The 21,178-nt window shown below is 56.5% G+C and carries 17 protein-coding genes; 1 reads left to right on the forward strand and 16 read right to left on the reverse strand.

The features are described 5' to 3' along the window. Positions 1 to 33 precede the first annotated feature (33 nt). The 16 genes from A9753_RS00450 to A9753_RS00520 form a co-directional block, all read right to left on the reverse strand. On the reverse strand, positions 34 to 3,099 hold the full coding sequence (locus A9753_RS00450; protein WP_245637318.1) for an ATP-dependent helicase: 3,066 nt from the start codon (positions 3,097 to 3,099) through the stop codon (positions 34 to 36). Between the two features lie 55 nt (positions 3,100 to 3,154). Further along, positions 3,155 to 3,802 carry a deoxyribose-phosphate aldolase gene (gene deoC / locus A9753_RS00455; protein WP_067778631.1) on the reverse strand — a complete coding sequence of 216 codons (648 nt, stop codon included), beginning with the start codon at positions 3,800 to 3,802 and terminating at the stop codon, positions 3,155 to 3,157. A 17-nt stretch (positions 3,803 to 3,819) separates the two neighbouring features. Further along, positions 3,820 to 4,752: a hypothetical protein gene (locus A9753_RS00460; protein ID WP_067778634.1), complete on the reverse strand. Its 933-nt coding sequence runs from the start codon at positions 4,750 to 4,752 to the stop codon at positions 3,820 to 3,822. Continuing rightward, positions 4,749 to 6,068, reverse strand: coding sequence for a thymidine phosphorylase (locus tag A9753_RS00465; RefSeq protein ID WP_067778639.1), 1,320 nt, complete (start codon positions 6,066 to 6,068; stop codon positions 4,749 to 4,751). Before A9753_RS00465 ends, A9753_RS00460 begins: the two co-directional genes overlap by 4 nt. 166 nt (positions 6,069 to 6,234) lie before the next feature. Further along, positions 6,235 to 6,663 (reverse strand): cytidine deaminase, encoded by a 429-nt coding sequence (locus A9753_RS00470; RefSeq protein ID WP_218056735.1) that lies wholly within the window; start codon positions 6,661 to 6,663, stop codon positions 6,235 to 6,237. An 83-nt stretch (positions 6,664 to 6,746) separates the two neighbouring features. Next, positions 6,747 to 8,036 carry an ABC transporter permease gene (locus tag A9753_RS00475; RefSeq protein ID WP_067778642.1) on the reverse strand — a complete coding sequence of 430 codons (1,290 nt, stop codon included), beginning with the start codon at positions 8,034 to 8,036 and terminating at the stop codon, positions 6,747 to 6,749. Then, entirely contained in the window at positions 8,033 to 9,331 is a 1,299-nt protein-coding gene (locus A9753_RS00480; protein ID WP_067778645.1) for an ABC transporter permease, read from the reverse strand. Before A9753_RS00480 ends, A9753_RS00475 begins: the two co-directional genes overlap by 4 nt. After that, complete coding sequence (locus A9753_RS00485; RefSeq protein WP_067778653.1) at positions 9,328 to 10,896, reverse strand: ABC transporter ATP-binding protein; 1,569 nt, start codon at positions 10,894 to 10,896, stop codon at positions 9,328 to 9,330. Before A9753_RS00485 ends, A9753_RS00480 begins: the two co-directional genes overlap by 4 nt. A 299-nt stretch (positions 10,897 to 11,195) precedes the next feature. Beyond that, entirely contained in the window at positions 11,196 to 12,254 is a 1,059-nt protein-coding gene (locus tag A9753_RS00490; RefSeq protein WP_245637341.1) for a BMP family lipoprotein, read from the reverse strand. A 307-nt stretch (positions 12,255 to 12,561) separates the two neighbouring features. Next, complete coding sequence (locus A9753_RS00495) at positions 12,562 to 13,689, reverse strand: mannose-1-phosphate guanylyltransferase (protein ID WP_067778659.1); 1,128 nt, start codon at positions 13,687 to 13,689, stop codon at positions 12,562 to 12,564. A 22-nt stretch (positions 13,690 to 13,711) separates the two neighbouring features. Then, entirely contained in the window at positions 13,712 to 14,893 is a 1,182-nt protein-coding gene (locus A9753_RS00500) for a YihY/virulence factor BrkB family protein (protein WP_067778662.1), read from the reverse strand. Positions 14,894 to 14,902: 9 nt separating this feature from the next. Next, positions 14,903 to 15,685, reverse strand: a complete 783-nt coding sequence (locus A9753_RS00505; RefSeq protein ID WP_245637319.1) for a TetR/AcrR family transcriptional regulator — start codon at positions 15,683 to 15,685, stop codon at positions 14,903 to 14,905. Positions 15,686 to 15,736: 51 nt separating this feature from the next. Next, positions 15,737 to 17,101, reverse strand: a complete 1,365-nt coding sequence (locus tag A9753_RS00510) for an MFS transporter (RefSeq protein ID WP_067778664.1) — start codon at positions 17,099 to 17,101, stop codon at positions 15,737 to 15,739. Between the two features lie 131 nt (positions 17,102 to 17,232). Then, complete coding sequence (locus tag A9753_RS00515; RefSeq protein ID WP_245637320.1) at positions 17,233 to 18,249, reverse strand: DMT family transporter; 1,017 nt, start codon at positions 18,247 to 18,249, stop codon at positions 17,233 to 17,235. A gap of 5 nt (positions 18,250 to 18,254) precedes the next feature. Beyond that, positions 18,255 to 18,377 (reverse strand): hypothetical protein, encoded by a 123-nt coding sequence (locus tag A9753_RS10090; RefSeq protein WP_281180950.1) that lies wholly within the window; start codon positions 18,375 to 18,377, stop codon positions 18,255 to 18,257. Positions 18,378 to 18,637: 260 nt separating this feature from the next. Then, positions 18,638 to 19,765, reverse strand: coding sequence for a serine/threonine protein kinase (locus A9753_RS00520; protein WP_067778667.1), 1,128 nt, complete (start codon positions 19,763 to 19,765; stop codon positions 18,638 to 18,640). A gap of 497 nt (positions 19,766 to 20,262) precedes the next feature. Between A9753_RS00520 and A9753_RS00525 the strand changes: the two genes are divergently transcribed. Next, entirely contained in the window at positions 20,263 to 21,084 is an 822-nt protein-coding gene (locus tag A9753_RS00525) for a DeoR/GlpR family DNA-binding transcription regulator (protein WP_245637321.1), read from the forward strand. The last annotated feature ends 94 nt before the right edge of the window (positions 21,085 to 21,178 follow it).

The raw sequence follows: 21,178 nt of genomic DNA on the forward strand, positions 1-21,178 counted from the left end.
TCGCGCATCGCACGGCCATCTCGCATTTAAAGTTTAGGAAACCTTGGAAACTGGGGCGTAACGCAGCATGATGCGTTTGACTGAGCCATCATCGAATTGAATCTTGGAAATGGTGGAAGCCCCACTTCCTTCAAGGTCCACCACTGTGCCTTGGCCGTAGGTCTCGTGCTTAATGCGGTCACCGATGTGGAGGGCAACAGCATTCTTGCCTTGGCCGATGGTGGGGCCTGCGCCATTATCCCTCTTGACCCCAAGCTTCTTGGGGACTGAGGTGTTCTTGTCACCAAGTTTGGTGGGTTTCCCTGAGCGGTGGCCACCACCGATGGGCGTGCCAAAGTCATCGTCATCGTGGGAGCGGCGGTTTCCACCTGAGCCGTATGAGCCACCGGAACCGTATCCGCGGTTGCTTCGGCTAGTGGCCCCAGAGTAGTTACCCCATCCGTCATTGTCGATGGAATCGTCGTATCCGCGATAAGAATCCATAGCGGAGAATTCACGTTCCCAACGCATGGTCTCTTTTGGAATATCACTGAGGAATCGTGAGGCTCCCATTGAGTTGGGGGCACCGTAGAGGTTACGGACGGCTGCCCGAGTCACGTAGAGGCGTTCACGAGCACGCGTGAGTGCCACATAGGCCAGGCGGCGTTCTTCAGCCATTTCCTGTTCATCGCTCATGGAACGTGAGTGGGGGAAAGTGCCATCTTCCATGCCGGTGACGAATACGACCGGGAATTCCAAGCCCTTGGCCGTGTGCACAGTCATCAGAGTAATTTGCCCCTGCGCACGTGCTTCTGCGGCTTCCTGGGCAATCATTGCTTGCTGACTCTGACCAGACGCTTGCGCTCCGTCCGTTCCAGCGCTCTCAGCCTCATCACCGACAGGAAAACCTGCTGCGGCACTCCCCTGCCCAGAACCCACGATCTGAGGTTTGGAGGGTGGTAACTGGTCAGAGTCGGCCACAAGGCTGACGCGTTCAAGAAAGTCCATGAGGGTGGCATCAGGTGCAGTGGCGTTGAAGTCCGCTGCCACGGAGTGCAGTTCGGCAAGGTTTTCCACGCGGGTGGCATCCTGCGGATCGTCACTGGCTTGGAGGGATGCCACGTAGCCGGATTCGTCCAGGACCGTATCGAGAATTCCAGCGACTGATTCGCCTTCATCACGCATGGTGCGCAGACGAACGAGCATGTCCCAGAAGTTGGCGATCTTCTTTTTGGCTGCCGCCGTGATCCCCACGACTTCTCGCTCATCGGTGAAGCAGTCTTCGAGGGCTTGACCGAACGAGATGTTATACGCGGCAGCGTGATTGACGAGCGCTTCTTCAGCTTTGTCTCCGATTCCGCGCTTAGGGGTGTTGAGAATACGGCGCAGGCTCACTGCGTCATCGGGGTTGTCGATAGCGCGGAGATAGGCCAGCGCATCCTTGATTTCTTTGCGCTCATAGAAGCGGGTTCCGCCCACCACGCGATAGGGCTGGCCTGCCATGATAAGTGCTTCTTCAAGGGCACGCGATTGAGCGTTAGTGCGGTAGAAGATGGCTACGTCACCGGGGGTCACGCCGTGTTCGTCGATGAGTCGATCGATTTCTGTGTTGATCCAGCGTGCTTCATCTCGATCGGAATCGGCGACATAGCCGACGATTTGTTCACCGTCCCCACTATCCGTCCAGAGGTTCTTGGGGCGGCGACCACCATTACGCGAAATGACGGCATTCGCGGCGGACAGGATATTCTGAGTAGAGCGGTAGTTTTGCTCCAGCACAATGGTGCGCGCTTGAGGGTAGTCCTGTTCAAATTCTTCGATATTACGAATGGTTGCGCCACGGAATGCGTAGATGGACTGGTCCGAGTCACCCACTACCGTAAGTTCCCCCATCGGAAGTTTTCCGGATCCGACGCCGGATGCCTGGCTTCCAGCAGCCCCTCCCGCAGTGCTGTCCCAACTATTGGCGACGCCTGCGGGTGCTGCTCCAACGAGTTCGCGAACTAAAACATACTGGGCATGGTTGGTGTCCTGGTATTCATCCACGAGGATGTGGCGAAAGCGCCTCTGATACATCTCCGCAATATCCGGGTGGCGGCGGAGAAGCTGAACGGTCCGCATGATGATGTCATCAAAGTCCAAGGCGTTGGCCTGTTCGAGGCGCTGCTGGTAGAGGCGATAGACCTCCACACAGTGGCGTTCCACGGGGTTTGCGGTTTGGGCAGTTTCAGCGAACTCTTCTGGGGTAATGAGTTCATTTTTCAAGTCACTGATACGCCGGGCGAAGGTCTTGGGGCTAAAGCGTTTGTGATCAATACCGAGTTCTTTGACCACCAGGGTGATCAAACGCGAAGAATCCTGTGCGTCATAGATCGAGAAGGTGGAGCGAAGGCCCGCTGCCTGGTACTCGCGGCGCAAGATACGCACACATGCGGAGTGGAAAGTAAACACCCACATGTTTTTAGCTTGAGCATGCCCCACCAATGCGGCCACACGTTCACGCATTTCTGCTGCTGCTTTATTGGTGAAGGTGATAGCAAGGATCTGACTGGAATGTGCCCGCCCTGTGGCTAGGAGAAATGCGATGCGGTGGGTCAGGACGCGGGTTTTTCCTGAACCTGCACCAGCGATGATGAGCAGCGGTGCGCCATGGTGAACCACTGCAGCATGCTGAGCCTCATTGAGGCCTTCGAGGAGAGCCTCAGGATCCAGAGGTTCATGGTCCCAGGTATTAATGATGGCGGCGCTGAAGCGACCAGAGGATTGCCACTCCCCTTCCCCTTGAGGAACGCGAGCCTCGAAAGTCTCTGGAATCTGGGCGGGCGCACCATCAATTTTCGCAGCAGTACCACCAAAGTTGGCAAAGAGATCATCACCACCGCCGCTGCCTCCGGCTGCCGGATCGATGAATGCGTCATACATATCGCCGGGAATGCTTTCCACGGCAGCGTACGGGTCATCAGCAGGCTCGGCTTGTCCAACCTGCGCCATCATGGCATCAAACCAGCCATCATCAGCGATGGATGAGACACCAGTGAGCAGACTATGTGCGCTGACCGATTGAGAATCGGAGCCTACTGAGGAGGAATATGGGGCGGAGGGCTGGCTGAATGTATTCATGGCCCCACCAGAGTACGTGAGAGCGCTGACATTAACATCCAGCCAGCACGTTCCCTCAGACTAGACCGTCAAGAACAGCCTGAGAAGCACTCAGTCCCAGACGGTTTGCGCCTGCCTCGATCATGGCGGTAGCAGTTGCAGCATCACGGATACCACCGGAAGCCTTTACACCGAGACGATCACCCACAGTAGCGCGCATGAGTTCTACAGCATGGACGCTGGCTCCTCCAGCAGGGTGGAATCCAGTGGAAGTTTTAACAAAATCGGCACCTGCGGCTTCAGAAGCCTTGCAGCAGGCCACGATTTCTTCATCGGTCAGGGCAGCAGACTCGATAATAACCTTGAGAAGTTTATCTCCACAGGCTTCCTTAACAGCACGGATGTCAGCCTCCACGGCGTCATAATCGCCTTCCTTAACGAGTTTGAGGTTGACGACCATGTCCACTTCGTCAGCGCCGTTGGCCACAGCGGTACGGGCTTCTTCAGCCTTAACGTTTGAGGCGTGAGCACCGGAGGGAAAACCGCAGACGGTGGCAACGGCCAGGCCTTCAGGAACCTCAACGGGCAACTGGTTGGGGCTGACACATACGGAGAAGGTTCCCAGTTTTTCTGCCTGAGCGATGAGTGCGCGCACATCATCAGCAGTGGCCTCAGGCTTAAGAAGAGTGTGGTCAATCATCTGAGCAACATCAGTACGGTTCATAATGGTCCTTTCGTCTGTTATTTTCCGGCTGGGTCAGGGTAAATGACCCAGTGAATACGCTGCCAGTTTCCTAATGCGGCAACCGGTAAGTCCGATTGCTCAAGGAGGTTGTGGCGATGAATCCTGCCAGTGGATGGGTCATAAATAGTGACCCATGCACACTGGGATGAGGCCCCATCGTTGAAGGGGGTAGGGACGCAGCCTAATATGGCCGATTCCTTGGTAGTGGTGGTCTCGTCCTCACCGTCCACGGTGTACTTATCGAGGCGTTCAGGTTTGAGCCAGCCATCAGGGATCGTCATCACGTAATGACGGGGCACAGCACTAGATAATCCCGATCCCGACTCACCACCCACACCCACCACCAGGGGCACACTAGTCGCTGCTTGAGCAAGCAAATGCGCTAGGTGCGGCCAAGTCTCAGAGCGATCATCAATGGGCCGAGACAGGGCGCCACCAGTGATGGATTCCATTGTTTGGGCAATCGTCCACGGAGGTGTTCCTACCTGTGTGGGCCAGGAAGCAATACCCAGGGCGCTGCGATTGAGATGCCTGTGAAACGAGGTGACCATGTGAGCGTAACGGTCCGGTTCGGCGTCGAGAAGACGAGCAAGTCCGCGAGCGCGCTGAGGGTCCGCGTTGAGGGTGCCCACGAGTGCACACATGACTCCACAAGTAGTCTCATCGGGTTGGCGCATACGCTGGCCGGCCAGCGTCAGATAGCCCTCACGTACTTCCAGCCCTGGGGGTAATGGAAGTGCGTACTGGCACAGGGTGACGATGGCATTATCGTCCTCCTGCGGTGCATCGGTAAAAGAAGGATCATCGATGACTATGCTGGTCAGGCTATGGCTGGTGCATAAGGCACGGAAGGAGCGGTTGAGTGCTCTTTCTTTGTCCCACATCCAGCTAAGTGCTGTGGAGAGGGTAGCGTGTTCAGGAAGTTTCACGCTGTAATCCGCTCCAGCACCACGCCGCGTTGCGCCTTATCACGAGCGCTCTGCCCTTCCTCACTATCCGTATCAACAAGGCTCCAGGCTCCCTCAAGGGCTTCGATGGCACGGTCGAAACGTTCGGGGGTGGCGGTGTGGAGAGTAAGTAGGGGTGCTCCTGCGGACACTTCATCACCGGGCTTGACGTGCATCTGCACGCCGGCCACGGCCTGGACGGGATCTTCTTTGCGTGCGCGACCTGCACCCAAACGCCATGCGGCTACGCCTACGGCTAAGGCGTCGAGACTTCCAAGAGTGCCTGCACGGGGTGCGGTGATGGTGTGCTGGTGTTCAGCAACGGGCAGGGGTGCATCCGGGTCACCGTTCTGTGCGCTGATCATGCGGCGCCACACATCCATGGCTCGGCCATCCTTAAGGGCTGCTTCCACGTCGCAGTCCGTCTTACCTGCTGCATCGAGCATTTCGCGGGCCAGTGCCACGGTGAGGTCCACGACGTCCTTGGGGCCACCACCAGCAAGTACGTCAAGGCTTTCTTGGACTTCCAGGGCGTTGCCGGCGGTCAGGCCCAGCGGGGTGGACATGTCAGTCAGCAAAGCGCGGGTTTCAACACCCGCGTCAGTACCGAGAGCAACCATAGTCTGTGCCAGTTCGGTGGCTTGGTCGAAGGTCTTCATGAAAGCGCCGCTGCCAACCTTCACATCGAGAACTAAGGCGCTGGTTCCTTCAGCAATTTTTTTGCTCATGATGGAAGAAGCAATGAGCGGAACGCAACTGACGGTGGAGGTAATGTCACGTAACGCGTAAAGCTTTTTATCGGCGGGGGCCAAGCCACTGCCTGCTGCGCAGATGACTGCCCCGGGGCCTTCACTACCGAGCATGTCGAGAATCTGTTGGTTCGAGATATTGGCCTGCCAGCCGGGAATAGCTTCGAGTTTATCCAGGGTGCCGCCGGTATGACCCAGTCCACGGCCGGACAGCTGGGGAACACTGACGCCAAACACTGCTACAAGAGGGGCCAAGGGGAGAGTAATTTTGTCTCCCACACCGCCGGTGGAGTGTTTGTCCGCAGTGGGGCGGTCAATGGAAGAAAAGTCCATACGTTCGCCGGAACGAATCATGGCATCAGTCCAGCGTGCTATCTCTCGACGGTTCATTCCGTTGAGGTAGATCGCCATGGCCAGGGCACTCATTTGTTCATCAGCGACGACGCCGCGAGTGTAGGCATCGATGACCCAGTCGATTTGTGCGTCGGTAAGTTCTTCACGGTCGCGTTTGGTGGCGATAATGTCTACGGCATCGAACTGTTCTGACATCTGGTGGGGTCCTTTCGTTGCTTGCGGTCTATCTGGGCGTCGGGACGTCAGTGTCCGTTAGCCAGTTGCGCTGAAGCATTAACGGCCAGTGGGGTGGTCATATGGCTTCGCTGAGGCTTGAGCAGTGATGAACGCCAGGTGTGCCGTGTCACCACTACAAGCACAGTTATTCGGTTGTATTGATTACAGATTGGCTATCCACCACGTCATGAATATTAGAGGCGCCGAATCGTCCGGGAAGGACCTCATCGATACTCATGTGTCCTGCTGGCATCGCCAGAATCAGGCGATCATCTGCGTGTTCACTGAGTAATTGGCGGCAACGCCCACAGGGGGCGAGTGCTTCTCCTCGTCCATTCACGCAGGCAAAGGCGAGGAGTTTACCTCCACCGGTTGCGAACAGTTGAGAAATCAGTGAGCATTCGGCGCACAACGTGGCACCGTAGGCGGCATTCTCGACATTGCAGCCACTGATGATGCGACCATCGGTAGTGATGGCAGCTGCTCCCACAGGGAAGCGAGAGTAGGGAGCGTAGGCTCGCTGCATGGCAGCAACAGCTTCATCGTGCAGTTGCTGCCATACAGTCTCTTCAATGAGTGCACCTGTCTCCCCCAGGCCAGCCTCACTCGAAGGCGAGGTGGCGCTGGGGGTAGAAGGCACGGCGTCAGATGCGTGGATCACGGGTAAGGCACACCTTCTGCGGCCGGAGGACGGACCTTACCTACGAAGCCTGCAATAGCCAGGATAGTGACCACATAGGGGATCATGAGCACAATCTGGCTGGGCATCGGGGAGCCGATGATGGACAGGGTGTAGCCGAGGTTCATGGCGAAGCCGAACAGGAGTGCTGCGGCGACACCGCCAATCGGGCTCCATCCACCCAGGATCATGGCAGCCAAGGCGATGTAGCCGTTACCGGAAGCCATGTCCTTGGAGAATGCCAGGCCATGGCCGATAGTGAAGAAAGCTCCACCCATACCGGCTAGTGCTCCACCGAGGAGGGCGTTGTTGATACGGGTACGCATGACGTTGATGCCCACTGTGTCCGCGGCCTGAGGGTGTTCACCACAGGCGCGCATACGCAGTCCCCAACGGGAGCGGAACAGCATGTACTGCAGTGCTGCAACCACGACGTACATGATGTAGACGAGGATGGTCTGGCGGAAGAAGACGGGGCCGATCACTGGAATCTGAGCGAGCACGGGGATTTCAATGATGGGCAAGGAGATGCCGGAGTTGAAGTGTGCACGCGACTCGGTGGAAGCGTTGAGGACCGTGGAGTAGAAGAAACTCGTCAGGCCCAGCACCAGCACGTTGAGCACCACACCAACGATGATCTGGTCTACGCGATACTTCAAGCCAAAGAGCACCAGCAACAAAGACACGGCCATACCAGCCAGAGGTGCCACAAGCAGGCCTAGCCAGGCGTTACCAACCACGGATGCAATGACAGCGCCAAGAAATGCGCCAAAGAGGAGTTGACCTTCAATGGCAATGTTAATGGTGCCGCTTCGTTCGCCCACGCATCCGGCCATCGAACCGAAAATAAGGGGAACGGACAGACTTAGTGCTCCAGCGAGCAAGGTGACCATGGGGATGACGGTCTGATCGCGTCCAGCACCAGCCCACGTGAGGAAGCTCAGCACGAAGGCGATGCCTACAAGCACGCTGACCCACACGCTAGGGGTACGGCGCTGACTACGCAGGAACCATGCCCAGCCTGCGGCGCCGAGGAGCACCAGGGTGAGCAGGGTGCCGGCTACGGTGGCGTTAACCGTCAGGCTCGGGATCTGCACAAAATCCTTAGAAGTGGCGAATTGGAAAACAGTATCTCCGTGGGAGAAGAGCGTCAGCACAGCGGAGAGCACTGCTGCCACAGCGTAGGAGGCGAATGCCTTCATGGGCACAGGCTTGACCAGGACTGGAGTTGCTGTGCTCATGGTCTTTTCTACGGTTGCGGAACTCATACCTGGGCCTCCTGACGTGCGACGCCTTCAGCGACCTGAGCGCGGGACTTGCGCTTCTTCTTGTTCTTGCTCTTCTTGCCCGGTTCAGGCAGGTGGAACATGGCACGCACCAACGGAGGTGCAGCGATGAAGAGGACGATGGTGGACTGGATTACCAACACAATATCGATGGGCGTTTGGGTGGCGGTCTGCATGAGGGTGCCACCTGCGTTGAGGGCACCGAAGAGTAAGCCTGCTAGCACAGTTCCGCCGGGGCGAGATTTACCCAGCAAAGCCACGGTAATGGCATCGAAGCCATATGACGCCGCAACGCCGCTAGTCAGGTAGCGTTCCGTTCCCAATACCGGTGCGCTACCGGCCAGGCCACAAAGGAATCCAGAAACGAGCATGACGAGGATAGTTACCTTAGCCACCGAAATACCGGCAGTCTGTGCTGCTTCAGGATTCATGCCGGTTGCACGGAATTCAAAACCGAGGGTAGAGCGTTCAAGCAGCCACCACACGGCAGCAGCGGCGAGCAGCGCGACGATGAAACCTGCGTGGATACGGAAAGGTGCGCCCAGCAGGAGGGGGTAGGCCGCGGAGTCCAGTACGTGGCGAGACTTGGGGTTGGTGTTACCTTGTCCAATTACAGGGCTGAGCGTGAGCACATAAGCGATCAGGAGTGCAGCGATGGAGTTGAGCATGATCGTGACGATCACTTCGTTAGCGCCAGTCTTAGCCTTAAGGACACCTGCGATTCCTGCCCACAGGGCTCCACCGATACCGGCTGCTACCACGGCCACCAACAGGTGCAGGCCGATAGGTAGATTGAAAGCAAAGCCCACGTAAGAGCCAAAGATGGCCCCGAGAATAACCTGGCCTTGGGCACCAATATTAAACAGACCTGCACGGAAGCCGACTGCTACACCGAGACCTGCCAGGATGAGGGGCACAGAGTTGGTCAGCGTTTCTGTCAACGGACGGATCATGCGGACGGTGGAGGTTGCCTTCCAGTCCAGGATAGATCCGCGCAGCATAGCCAGGTAGGCACCAGAGACAGCGTTCCAGGCTGCACTGAAGAAGTCAGTGGGGCGGGCGAAGAAGTAGGTAGCGGTGCGTTGAACATCCGAATCACTCATGATGATAAGGACAGCGCCCACGAGGAGTGCGACGAATACGGCCAGGACGCTCACCAGCCAGGAGCCGGACAGGAGTCGATAAGCCAGTGATGGCTTCTCCTGTTCAACGGTGGTGGCAGCATCCACGGCACGCGTAGCGCGCATGGTGGATTTAGAACTATTGGGGGTGGTCACTGCTGCTCCTTCACCATCGGGGCGGGGCTGGTAGTTGCTGAGGTCTGTGCTTGGGCTCGTGCTTCATCAAGTGGCACTCCGGCCATCATGAGTCCGAGCACATCACGGGAGGTATTCGGTTCGACGATGCCCACAACCTTGCCGCGATACATGACGGCGATGCGGTCAGCGAGGGCCACAACCTCATCTAGTTCGGAGGAGATGATAAGGACGCCTGCGCCCTTGTCCCGTTCGGCGATAATGCGCTTGTGAACGAATTCAATAGATCCCACATCCAAGCCACGGGTGGGCTGGCTAGCAACAAGCAAGTCCAGGTCACGGGAAAGTTCACGTGCCAAAACAACCTTCTGCTGATTACCGCCAGAGAGGGTGGAGATAGGGTCGGAAACGTCACTGACACGAATGTCGTATTCGTCGACCTTATCCAGGGCATTGGCACGGACCTTGCTGGGGCTTAGCGACATTCCCGAACCGAAACGGGGATCATCGGCCATGTCAAGAATGAGGTTTTCAGCGATAGAGAAACCTGCCACCATGCCGTCCGTAGAACGGTCCTCCGGAACGAAGCCCAGACCATTGTGGAGGCGCTCGCGCACGGACATGTTTTTCACGTCGCGTCCAGCGATGGTGATGCTGCCTGCATCGGGAGTATTAATGCCTAACAGGCAGTTCGCTAATTCAGTTTGTCCGTTACCTTGGACACCGGCAACGGCCATGACTTCACCACGGCGAATCTGAAGACTCACATCGTCAAGGACAACGGCTCCTGCAGCATCCACCATAGAGACGTCAGCAACATCAAGTGCTACATCCCCAGGATTGGGGGCGTCTTTATCTACGGTGAGGTTGACGGCGCGGCCCACCATCAGGGAAGCGAGTTCCGTTTCGGTCGAGGTAGGTGATGCTTCACCTACCACTTTGCCGCGACGGATTACGGTGATCTTGTCTGCGATAGCGCGTACTTCACGCAATTTGTGAGTAATGAATACGATGGAGGTCCCTGATTCCTTCAGGCCACGCATAATGGCGATGAGTTCGTCAGTTTCCTGGGGTGTGAGCACAGCGGTGGGCTCGTCGAGGATAAGAACCTTGGCATCACGTGAGAGAGCCTTAATGATTTCCACACGCTGTTGGACCCCCACGGGGAGGTCTCCGACGGTGGCTTGGGGATCCACGTCGAAGCCGAATCGGCTAGAGATTTCTTCGACCTTCATCGCAGCTTTGCCTGCGTCGATCACGCCGAACTTGCCGGTAGGTTCGTAGCCCAATGCAACGGATTCAGCCACCGTGAAAACCGGAACAAGCATGAAGTGCTGGTGGACCATACCGATTCCAGCAGCTACGGCGTCACCGGGGCCGGAGAAATTGACGGGCTGATCGTCGATGAGGATTTCACCCCCGTCCGGCTGATACAGGCCGTAAAGGACGTTCATGAGAGTGGATTTGCCTGCGCCGTTTTCTCCGAGGAGGGCGTGAATTTGGCCGGGCTCCACGGTGAGATCAATATGATCGTTGGCCACGAGCGACCCGAAGATCTTGGTGATGCCTCGTAATTCGAGCTTCACAATGGGGCTCCCTTGACTGGTGGGGCGTGTGGTTGTCTACCACGAGCAAGAATATGTGGTCATGAGAAAAGCCGCCGCATCGTGGATGCGACGGCGCTTCGATAGCAGAGCGTTGGCTCACCGCAATCACTGGTGATTAGCAGGGCGCCGTTGCCCGGGTGTCACGCGCCGTGGATCGGGTCTGGCCGCTGGTGGGGGCCATCAGCGGCCAGACCACGATTCACATGTGACGGTTGGGGATCGCCATGGCCGATCAGCCAATGACTATCCGGTGCTCACGCTAGTCGTGAGCAGTGACCTCACTTGGTGGGGTCGTATTCAGTGTGAACGTCGAGGGATCCGTCAGCGATCTGCTTCTGCAGTTCGGTGATCTTCTCCTTCAGTTCTGCGGGAACCTGAGTTTCGTAATCGTGGAAGGGTGCCAGGGCAACGCCGTCATTAGCCAAAGTGCCGATGTAAGGCTCAGAGGTGAACTTACCTTCGGAGGCATCCTTGACGGTATCAAAAACGGAGTTACCAATTTCCTTGACCACGGAGGACAGAATGTGGCTATCTCCAGTAGAGACGTAGCCATCCTGGTCAACCCAGATGACCTTGAGGGCATCAGCATTGGAGGCTGCCTTCACGGCCGAGAGGGTGCCTGCACCCACGGGGCCGGCGACGGGCATGATCACGTCAGCACCCTGGGAGATGAAGCCTTCGGTGATGGCCTGGCCCTTATCGGTGGAGGAGAAATCACCCACGAAGGAACCGGTGTGGTCCTTGGCGCTCCAGCCTAGAACCTGGACAGAGGTGCCATTGTCTTCGTTGTACTTCTCAACGCCCTTGGCGTAGCCCTCCATGAAGATCTGCACGGTGGGGATCTCCATACCGCCGTAGGTGGCAACCTTTCCAGTGGAACTCATGCCTGCTGCCAAATAGCCAGCGAGGTATGCGGCCTCAGCGGTGTTAAAGATCAGGGGGCGTCCGTTATCAACAGTAATAGGAGCACCATCAGCGTTGGTAAAGACAGAGTCAACGAGGGCGAATTCAACGTCGGGGTTGGCCTGTGCAGCAACAGTGAGGACATTGGCGAGTTTGAAGCCTACGCCGATAATGAGGTTGCAGCCATCCTGGACCATGGCATCAACGTTCGTCTGGTAGTCACCATCAGACTTGGATTCTGCATAGTTCACCTGCACTCCCAGTTCGGAAGCGGCGCGCTCCATGCCGTCTTTACCGGACTGGTTGAAGGACTGGTCATCAAAGCCACCTTCGTCGGAAACCATGCAGGCTTTGAAGTTGGAGGATGCGCCAGATGTGGAGGCGCTCTTGGAGCTATCGTCACCGGGGGCTGCGCCGCAGGCGGCCAAAGTCATTGAGGCTGCCAGGCCGAGTGCCAGAGCAGGGAAGAGTTTCTTCTTCAACACAGAGTTCTCCATTGTCAGAAAGCATTGGTGGGCGCGAACACCTGAGATGCACGCGCGACGCTCCCCACACTACCGTGTCTTGAGCCTCGTTACCTACCGTTTACTTAATTCGAGACCCTTTTGTCATCTAGGACCCTAGTCTCACGCACATCTGTGCGCTGACACATGGTTATGGGCGGCACCAATCTAAGTTTCTCGACACCGCCCATAACCATGATGTTGTCATGTTAACGCCCTGCTCATGCAGGTAGCGTTATCAAGTAAGAGACTCAGATGGGGTGGTTTTTAGGTAGTCCACGATGCCCTTGACATCCTGGGCACGTTCAGGAGTGGTCACGAGGAGCGCGTCGGAAGTATCAACCACAACGATTCCCGGGACCCCTAACAATGCCACGGCACGATCAGTTGAGGTGGCAATCAACGCATCATCACTGTCAGCGGCAATGATATGGGCATTAGTTGCGGCATTGGTGGCGCGTAGAACCTTGGCTCCCTTAGCACTGTCCTCATCAGTAACGCAGAGAAGTTCGTGGAGAGCATCAAAACCACCCACGTCTTCCCAACCGAGGTTAGCAGGAACCACGGCTACTCCTCCGTTAGCAGCAACGGGTTCAGCAATGGCATGGTCGATGGCAATCTTTTCTAAGCCAGGCCAGATAGATGCCAGAACCTCTTCACGTTCGGATGTGTCCCAAGCGGCGGCGATGGTTTCGATACCTGCGGCCAGTTCGGGTTTGGTGATTGCTAGGTGTTCAAGGAGGACCCCTGCACGGACCACAAACATGCCGGCGTTCCAGCGGTAATTACCCTGGGCAAGGTAGGTAGCTGCGGTTTCAGCGTCCGGCTTTTCAGTAAAGCCATTGACCTTGCACCCATCGGGTGCACCTTCGACGCCAAGGTTGTCACCACACTGAATATAGCCAAATGCAGTGGAGGGACCAGTGGCTTCGATGCCGATGGTTACTACCCATCCTTCACGGGCCAAGGCTGCTGCCTGCTCAACAGCATTGTGGAAAGCAGGGACATGAGAAATGGTCTGGTCCGCAGCGAAGGAGCCCACTACAGCATCACGCCCATACCGGTGGGCAATAACTGCTGCGGCCAAGCCGATGGCGGCCATGGAATCACGGGGTAAGGGCTCAGCCAAGATATTGTCGCGATCCACACTGGGCAGTTGATCAGCTACAGCGGCTACGTGCGCGGTGCCGGTGACCACGGTGATGCTTTGGCTCACTGCGTCAAGACGATCGACTGTTCCCTGGATGAGTGTCATGCCTTGACCTGTCAGGTCAAGAAGGAACTTGGGGTAAGTACGGCGGGACAGAGGCCACAGACGTGTTCCTGCTCCACCGGCTGGGATAATGGCATGGATGGGCTTACTCATACCCCCAGGCTACCGTCTGTTGTCAGGACTGACCGTAGTAGCGCATACGAACCTTCTCGACTCGCTGTTGTGCGCGGGCAAGTTTGCGGCGCAGGATCCATCCACGGACACCCTTGATATGAGGCTCACGTTCTACTGATTCCACCACAGGTGGAATGTAATCCGGATGCCGTGTGGGGTCAGGGTTCAGTGCCCCAGTAATCCGCTGATGAGGCCATGCCAAAGTGGCGGGAACAGAAACCGTCACATAGTTGGGACGCTCGGTCATGTGGACTTCCTGAGGGTGGTCCACTTTCACCGGCGCAGGCGGGTTAGCAATCCAAGCAGCCACAATCAAGAGAACACGTGCAGCCAGATGAAGCCAGAGAAGAAGCACCACAATTGCTGCGAAAGAAGCAAGGAGAGGGTTGGATGAGGCACTCACCGCCCGAGTGCCCACGATACGCAGAATCCCAAATGCAATGGCACCCAAACAGGCGCCCTGAATGAGGTCCTTCTTAGGGGCTCGAATACCAGCGACACGAATCATCATGGCCAGCACCCCGGCGTCGATGAGGAAGGAGGCGAGAATAACGCCGATTTGACTTCCATATCCACCCACCCATCCGGGGATGTCCCATCGCGCGGCAAGAGTACTGTTAATCATCGAAGTCGCAGCCCCTGCTACTGCAGTGGCAAGTACTCCCACGCCCACCACAATGAATGCGCCCAAATCACGCAGACGACCAATCACCGGATTCTCTGCCACGGCCACGATGCCAAAAATAGAACGTAATGCCTTTTTAATTGCCCCCATCACACCAAGGGCAGAAAAAAATAAGGCGATCAAACCCGTGATGGAGCCGACGTTCAATGCGCTGGAAACGGTGAGATCATCAATATCGACCAGACCACCCACACCTCCGACGCCCTCGGAACTGCCGTCATATAGCAGACCAGGGATAGCGCCGTTGACAGCATCCACCAATGCGGTGCGCATGGTGGAATCTTTACCCACCACAGACATGATGACGCTAATACCAATGGCCAGGCCAGCAAAGAGGGAAAATAGCCCCGAATAGGCGATTCCTCCGCTCATGATGGTGCCACCTACGTTGAGGAAGCGAAAAAGTGCTCGGCCTAGGCGCGACTGTTTAAATCGCTCCATAGTGGTGGTGAAGAAGGTCGTCGTGACGCCAACAGCATTACTCACGGCGGGGGGCATATATGTGTCCTACAAGGTTGTACGGGCGGCATAGGCTTGGCGCGTGAGATTCATCAGCAGATCAGTTGCTGTAGCGCGAACATCCCTCCCTTCAGAAAGAGCGGTCACTGCTGCACCGTCAACAATGGCGATCACCATGTCTGCGTTTAATGGTGAATCCATCGCCACCAAGACTCGAGTCACGGCAGAGTTTAGCCTAAGGCGCCCATCACGGTAAGCCCTCCCCACTGGAGCGGAGGTTCCTGCGCTGAGTAGTTGGGCGTAATGACCAAAGTAAGGTCCTTCAGCCGGAAGTGTGGCAGCAAGGACTAATTCAACACGTCCTGGGAGGTCTGGAAGTGCGCTAAGTTGTTCGACGCGTTCAGCTACTGCTTCAGCCCGTGAGGCCCACATGCCAATATTGACTTGGCCTGCCTGGTAGAGAAGATCATCCAGACCGTTGAAGTAGTAGGTGGTCGCAGACAGGGAACAGGCGGCCCGTTTGGCCACTGCACGATGAGAGACGGCTGCGGGACCTAATTCGCGAATGATTTCTGCGGCAGCATTAACCAGGGCTTGTTTGCGATCTATCCCTCGGCCGGTGTTGCCGGTGGTGGCATATTCAGGGGATGTCATCACGGCGTGGTGAGAGGTGTCGCGAATGGCGAGAGATGTATTGGAAACAGCACCAACATCTTTGCCAACAGAGGCACTCTCGGTAGCGTGAGTGAGATGAGGATCAGCGTCGGAAGAAAGGGTGTCACGATACCCCGGGAATGAAGGTATGGTCTCCTGGCGTGGTGTTGATGCCATGGGGGTCCTTCCTCCTTATTTCCGGGACATCATGACAGGTCTTTGGCCATGTTACTGCGCAGGCTTGGGATCGTCAGCCGTTAAAGACCCATGACGGATATTGCGCGAGAAAAGAATGGCAATCATGGCCAAGATGGCGATACCCGTGAGGTAATAGGCCGGGGCCAAGGAATTACCCGTCACGCGAATAAGCCAGGTGGCGATGAAGGGCGCCGTACCGCCGAGGAGAGCATTAGCTCCGTTAAAGGAGAGAGCAAATCCTGAGTAACGCACATTCGTGGGGAAGGATTCAGCTAAGAATGTAGGCAGGGTTCCATCGTTGGCGGTAAGAATAAGTGCGAAGGCAATTTCACAGAGGACCACACCAAGGAACCCGGATGTGGTCATCACCTTAAACAAAGGAACAGTAAGGATGATGAAGGCGACGCAGGCAACGATGAGCATGGTGCGGCGTCCGAAATAATCGGAAAGGTGGCCCATACCAAAAATGGCCAGGATGTAGACAGCCAGGGTGATGGAAGTTGCTAGAGTCGCTTGTGTTTTTTCCATGCCAACTACTTCATGAATATAGGTAGGCATGTAGGACAGGAGCAGATAGAAAGCTACAGCATTCAGGCAGGCCACACCGAACGTAATAATGGTGGCACGCTGATGGTGCTTCAGGAGATCTTTCAGTGGTGCGCTCCACTTGGTTTTTTCCACCTTTTTCGTGGGCAGATTTTCCATCATCTGTGAGTAGGCGGGAGTGTCTTCAAGGTGGACACGAATATAACGACCGATGAGACCCAGGGGACCCGCCAGGAGGAAAGGAATACGCCAGCCCCACGATTCCATAGCAGCATCAGAAAGAGCAGTGTTCAAGCCGCTGACCATCAGTGAACCCATGAGCAAGCCGGTAGCTGTGGAAGCGGGAACGAGCGAGGTGAAAATGCCACGCTGTTTGGGGGGAGCGTATTCGGCAAGGAAGGTGGCAGCACCGGCGTATTCGCCCGAGGCACTAAAGCCCTGAGCCATCCGAAGGATAAGCAAAAGAATAGGAGCTGCTACACCGATGGTGCGATGTCCGGGCAGGCATCCAATAAGGAATGTCGAACCTGCCATGATGAGGATGGACCAGCTCAACGCCCAACGCCGACCCCAGCGATCACCCCATGTCCCCCACAGGACTGCGCCTACGGGACGCAAGATAAAGGACATGGCGAACACAGCGAAAGTGAGCATCGTACGCACAAGTTCGTCACTTTGGGGGAAGAACACTGCACCGATAACGATGGCGAGGTATCCATACGAGGCGTAGTCGAACCATTCGATGAAATTACCGATAAAACTGGCGCGGGCCGCACGGTGGAGAGCAACTCGCTTTTCATGCTCAGTTTGTTCTGGTTCCTCAGCATGCACTTGTGAAGCGGTTGTCATGATTCCTCCAGTGACGGTGTAATTCTCGAGTTTCGTGTGTGGTCTAGTTACGTGAAGGCCACATGCTACCGGGCTAGGTGAGGCCACCGGGTGGGTTTGAGTGGATGACCCACCCGGTGACTAGGCCGTTATTACTGCACGACCAGGCGCTTCTTTCGAGAGTTGTTGGCAGCATTCGCGGTGTCCAAAATGATGGGGGCTAGGCCACCTCCCACAATGAGCAGACCGCCGATTACGCCCACAATGGTGAGGTTTTCGTGCCAAACAAGCAGACCACAAACAATGGCCACAGGGCATTCCCAGTAGGCGATGGTGGAGTACTCCACGGCGGGCAAGTTGCGACCGGCAACCACAAGGAAGCCCAAGGCAAACAACCCGCAAACGAGGAACAGGGCGATAGCCCAGGCCCAGTTCGTCCCAGTAAATGAAGCCACTCCGTGCCAAGGCTTAAGAATGAAACTCATGACCAGAGTTGCCACAGCAGCCCAGAAGAAGTTCCAAACACCACGCACCACGGAGTCCACATCCTTGCGGTAACCGTAGAAGAACATGGCCAGGCCGTAGAACACACCGGACAGAAGTCCGAAAAGGTCACCTGTGCCCTTGTTGGGGAATTCGGGTGATGAGGTGGACAAGTCCAGACCGAAGTGGAATGAGCCATCAACCCAGTCAATGATGCCCATGGTCAGTAGCATGCCGACGAAGACCAGGAAGAGGAAAAAGCCGCTGAGGGGTTTGATGAGTTCTTTGCGGAAGATGCGCGCGAGCAGCGTACAGAACAGCGGGCCTGTATAAATAAGGAACACTGCGTTAGCGATGGAAGTCATCAGTGTCGAGGAGATGTAGAAACCTAGCGATAGGCCAATACAAATACCACCGAGAATGACGGATACGGACAGACGTGTGCTCTTAAACAGTCCGAGTTTTTTGGTGGCCATCATGATGATGATGAAGCCGATCATGCCGGTGGTCATGCGGCCAAAAGCGAGGAATGAACCGATGACTTGTTTGTCTGCTTGGTCTAGTCCCATGGTGGCGCCACGGGAGATGGTTCCCACCAGACCCATACCCGTTGCGGACAGGAGCATGGCGATGGCACCAAGCTTCTTATTCATGATGTAGTCGCTTGTTGCAGGGGTTGTTGACATCGTTGTCAGCCCTTCGTGGTGGCCGCGCGGCGCCCTTGCCGCGCGATGGTGAGGACAGAGGAGAAATAAGGGAGAAGCCAAGGCTTGCTAGTAGTGATGTACTGGTCGGTAACCAGCGGTGAGTTCATGTGCCGTTGTTACTGGGGTACACGCAGTTCACTGAGGGTGATCTCGCATCGTGAGCATTGTGCGTGTGGTGCAGTTTTCTGGTTGCTTCGTTTTCCAGGGGAACGATTTGGTGCTCGATTATTGGGCCATGACCGCTGAGGTACGGCGGTGAACGATGGTTGTCATCGAGAGTGCACAGGCAGTGAGTCGAAAAAAGGGCCTCGGCTCCCCCGCGCCAGGCATTGATGCCTGGCGCGGGGTTACCTGGCCCTCATAGTGATCACACGAGGGTGGGATCCTCAACCTGGTTGGGGAAGTAGTCCTCGCAGATACCTTCGCGGTAGACGTCTGCGGTTGCGCAGTGCAGAGCGCCACCGAATGGGTAGGCGTCACGGAATGGAACTGGGATAACGTTCATGCCGAGCTTATCCATCTGCTCCATCTGGTTGACCTCGCTGGCCTCGCAGATGACGGTCTTGTGATCCAGGACCAGGCAGTTCATGGACAGCCAGACGCTGGAGTAGCACAGCGGCGGCGGGTTCTTGTGTGCAGGCATTGCTGCGTCAACAATCTGCCAATCGTTTGCTTCGAAGATCTTGCGCTGTTCTTCGGGCAGGCGACGGTGGGGGTTGTTGATGATGAGACCTGGGCGCAGGGGCACGAAGGTTGCATCAATGTGAATCGGGTAGGGGTCACCGGGGAAGTTCACGGCGTGAACACGATGCTCGGGGTAGTAGCGCTTGAACCATTCCATAGCAGCACGGTTGGTGGTCAGGCCATGCTGAATGAAGAGGTCCTTGCCCAGACGGAGAACATCGGCTGCATCCCACATAGGTTCTACTTCAGTGGTGACGAAGTCCTTGTTAGCGGTGCGCTCAAGGCGCTCTTCGAGGCTGATCCTCTCGTCGTAGTAGTTGTGCTTGTAGGAAGCATCCGTCAAGCGAGGACGGGGAGCCTGGGTCCACTTAAATTCAGGATCCTCATCGAAGTACTGCTTCATGAGGGGCCAGTAAGCCAGGTATTCGAAGTAGCGGCAGCGGAAGGAGTTGGCGGAAGCCATGATCTCATTGCCCATTGTGAGCAGGATGTCACGAGGAGGCATGCAGGTCATCATGGAGTCGGTACGGAAGTCCGGGGTGATGACAGGCTGGTTCCACTGCAGGGGTGTAGGACGGTCGACTGTAACGCCATTTTCCTCGAGGACCTTGACCAAGTAGTCAAGCTGAGCGTTAGCCTTTTCGACGGTTTCAGTGGGACGGGGACCCCACATGCCGCGCATTTCAGAGTCGACGGGCACCTTTTCACTGGTGGCGGGCTCTTCTGGGGGGATCACTGAGTTGTCTGCACGGCCGACGATCACGCGCTTGAGCGGATCAAAGTCGTTCCACGAGTTGACGATCTTCGCCATCGTAATCACTCCTATGTGATTGGTGTTGTGTATTTTTCCGGCTAGTGCACCCGTACTAGTTTCGCGATCGCGCTGCATCTTCACGATAGTGCGAAACGTTAGTACGAATGTACTTTGCCGCCCATTACCGAAGTAATGGAAGGGGTTACTAGAGACCTCACTGTCTTGAGCAACCGTCGTAGTACGACCGTACCACCCAAAGGAGACTGAGACCACAATTTTTATTTTTGGGGAGAAAGAACTTTCCAGTACGGATGTACCAAATTTTGTTTTCCAACGCCTCGCGAGGACTTTAGTCCTGTACGTGCGCGACTATGTTTTAACCCACTCACACACCCCTAGGGCTGACCAGGCCCCTATTTCCTGCCGCAGCACACAACGCCCACTCACCACTTCCTGGCCGTTTTCCTCGAAGCCACTTTCCCGCTGACAGAACTACCGACCGCTCCATGTGTGATTCTGAGCGAAATTGTGGGGACCGTGGCAAACTATGACGCGTGACCGACAACACCGCAGCCCCCATGCTGGCGCGCCAACGCCAGGAGTACATCCTGGACCTGGTCAGTGCGAATGGAGGTGTCCGTGTCGCCGAAGTAGTCGAGGCTCTGGGCATCTCTGAAATGACTGTGCGCCGAGACATCACCGAACTTGTCAGCCAAGGATTAGTCGAACGCGTCCACGGTGGTGCCGTAGCCGCAGGCCCCACCACCCTGGAACCCCGGTTCGCTACAAAGTCCACCCTGCGTCAAGAGGACAAACAAAAAATCGGTACAGCCGCCGCTTCCCTGGTGCGCCCCCACGACTCTCTAGCCCTATCCGCAGGAAGCACCACGCTGGCCGTGGCCGAAGCACTTACGCGACTGCCCCATTTTGGCTCCCTCACCATCATCACCAACTCTCTACCAGCGGCTATCACCCTGTTCGATGCCGCAGACGCCGCCCGCGAAGAAGGCAAGAGCGCCCCCACTGTGGTTCTCACGGGAGGCGAGCGCACGCCGTCGGACGCACTGGTGGGATTGCAGGCGACAGACGCACTGTCCTCTTTGAAGGTGGAGTGGGTGTTCCTCGGTGCTCACGGATGCGATCCGTCTATTGGCCTAATGACCCCGAACCTCGCCGAAGCCGCCACCAACCAGGCACTGCTGGCTGCGGCGCGTACACCCGTAGCCGTAGTGGACTCCAGCAAGTGGGGTGTGCTTGGCCTGCGCACCTTCTGCCCGATGAACGCCATTGAAGTGTTCGTTACCGACAAACGACCTGACGATGATGCTGTGCGAATCCTGGAAGATCAGGGCGTGAGCATCATGGTGGCTTCCTAACATCAGTTTTAACCGGCTGCACGTATGCCAGCGTCGCAACGGCATAGTCCAGCCCGATAGTCTTAAGCCCAACACGATTCATCCGTGACCCCAA

The sequence above is a fragment of the Actinomyces vulturis genome, from assembly GCF_001687305.1.
In the GTDB taxonomy this organism is placed as follows: domain Bacteria; phylum Actinomycetota; class Actinomycetes; order Actinomycetales; family Actinomycetaceae; genus Actinomyces; species Actinomyces vulturis.

What these genes read in the sequence shown, in the direction of transcription:
- A9753_RS00465 (WP_067778639.1), bottom strand. Translation starts at nt 6,068, where the DNA reads ATGTCAGAACAGTTCGATGCCGTAGACATTATCGCCACCAAACGCGAC.
- A9753_RS00515 (WP_245637320.1), bottom strand. Translation starts at nt 18,249, where the DNA reads ATGTCAACAACCCCTGCAACAAGCGACTACATCATGAATAAGAAGCTT.
- A9753_RS00520 (WP_067778667.1), bottom strand. Translation starts at nt 19,765, where the DNA reads ATGGCGAAGATCGTCAACTCGTGGAACGACTTTGATCCGCTCAAGCGC.
- A9753_RS00505 (WP_245637319.1), bottom strand. Translation starts at nt 15,685, where the DNA reads ATGGCATCAACACCACGCCAGGAGACCATACCTTCATTCCCGGGGTAT.
- A9753_RS00450 (WP_245637318.1), bottom strand. Translation starts at nt 3,099, where the DNA reads ATGAATACATTCAGCCAGCCCTCCGCCCCATATTCCTCCTCAGTAGGC.
- A9753_RS00495 (WP_067778659.1), bottom strand. Translation starts at nt 13,689, where the DNA reads ATGAGTAAGCCCATCCATGCCATTATCCCAGCCGGTGGAGCAGGAACA.
- A9753_RS10090 (WP_281180950.1), bottom strand. Translation starts at nt 18,377, where the DNA reads ATGAACTCACCGCTGGTTACCGACCAGTACATCACTACTAGCAAGCCT.
- A9753_RS00475 (WP_067778642.1), bottom strand. Translation starts at nt 8,036, where the DNA reads ATGAGTTCCGCAACCGTAGAAAAGACCATGAGCACAGCAACTCCAGTC.
- A9753_RS00490 (WP_245637341.1), bottom strand. Translation starts at nt 12,254, where the DNA reads ATGACTTTGGCCGCCTGCGGCGCAGCCCCCGGTGACGATAGCTCCAAG.
- A9753_RS00510 (WP_067778664.1), bottom strand. Translation starts at nt 17,101, where the DNA reads ATGACAACCGCTTCACAAGTGCATGCTGAGGAACCAGAACAAACTGAG.
- deoC (WP_067778631.1), bottom strand. Translation starts at nt 3,802, where the DNA reads ATGAACCGTACTGATGTTGCTCAGATGATTGACCACACTCTTCTTAAG.
- A9753_RS00500 (WP_067778662.1), bottom strand. Translation starts at nt 14,893, where the DNA reads ATGCCCCCCGCCGTGAGTAATGCTGTTGGCGTCACGACGACCTTCTTC.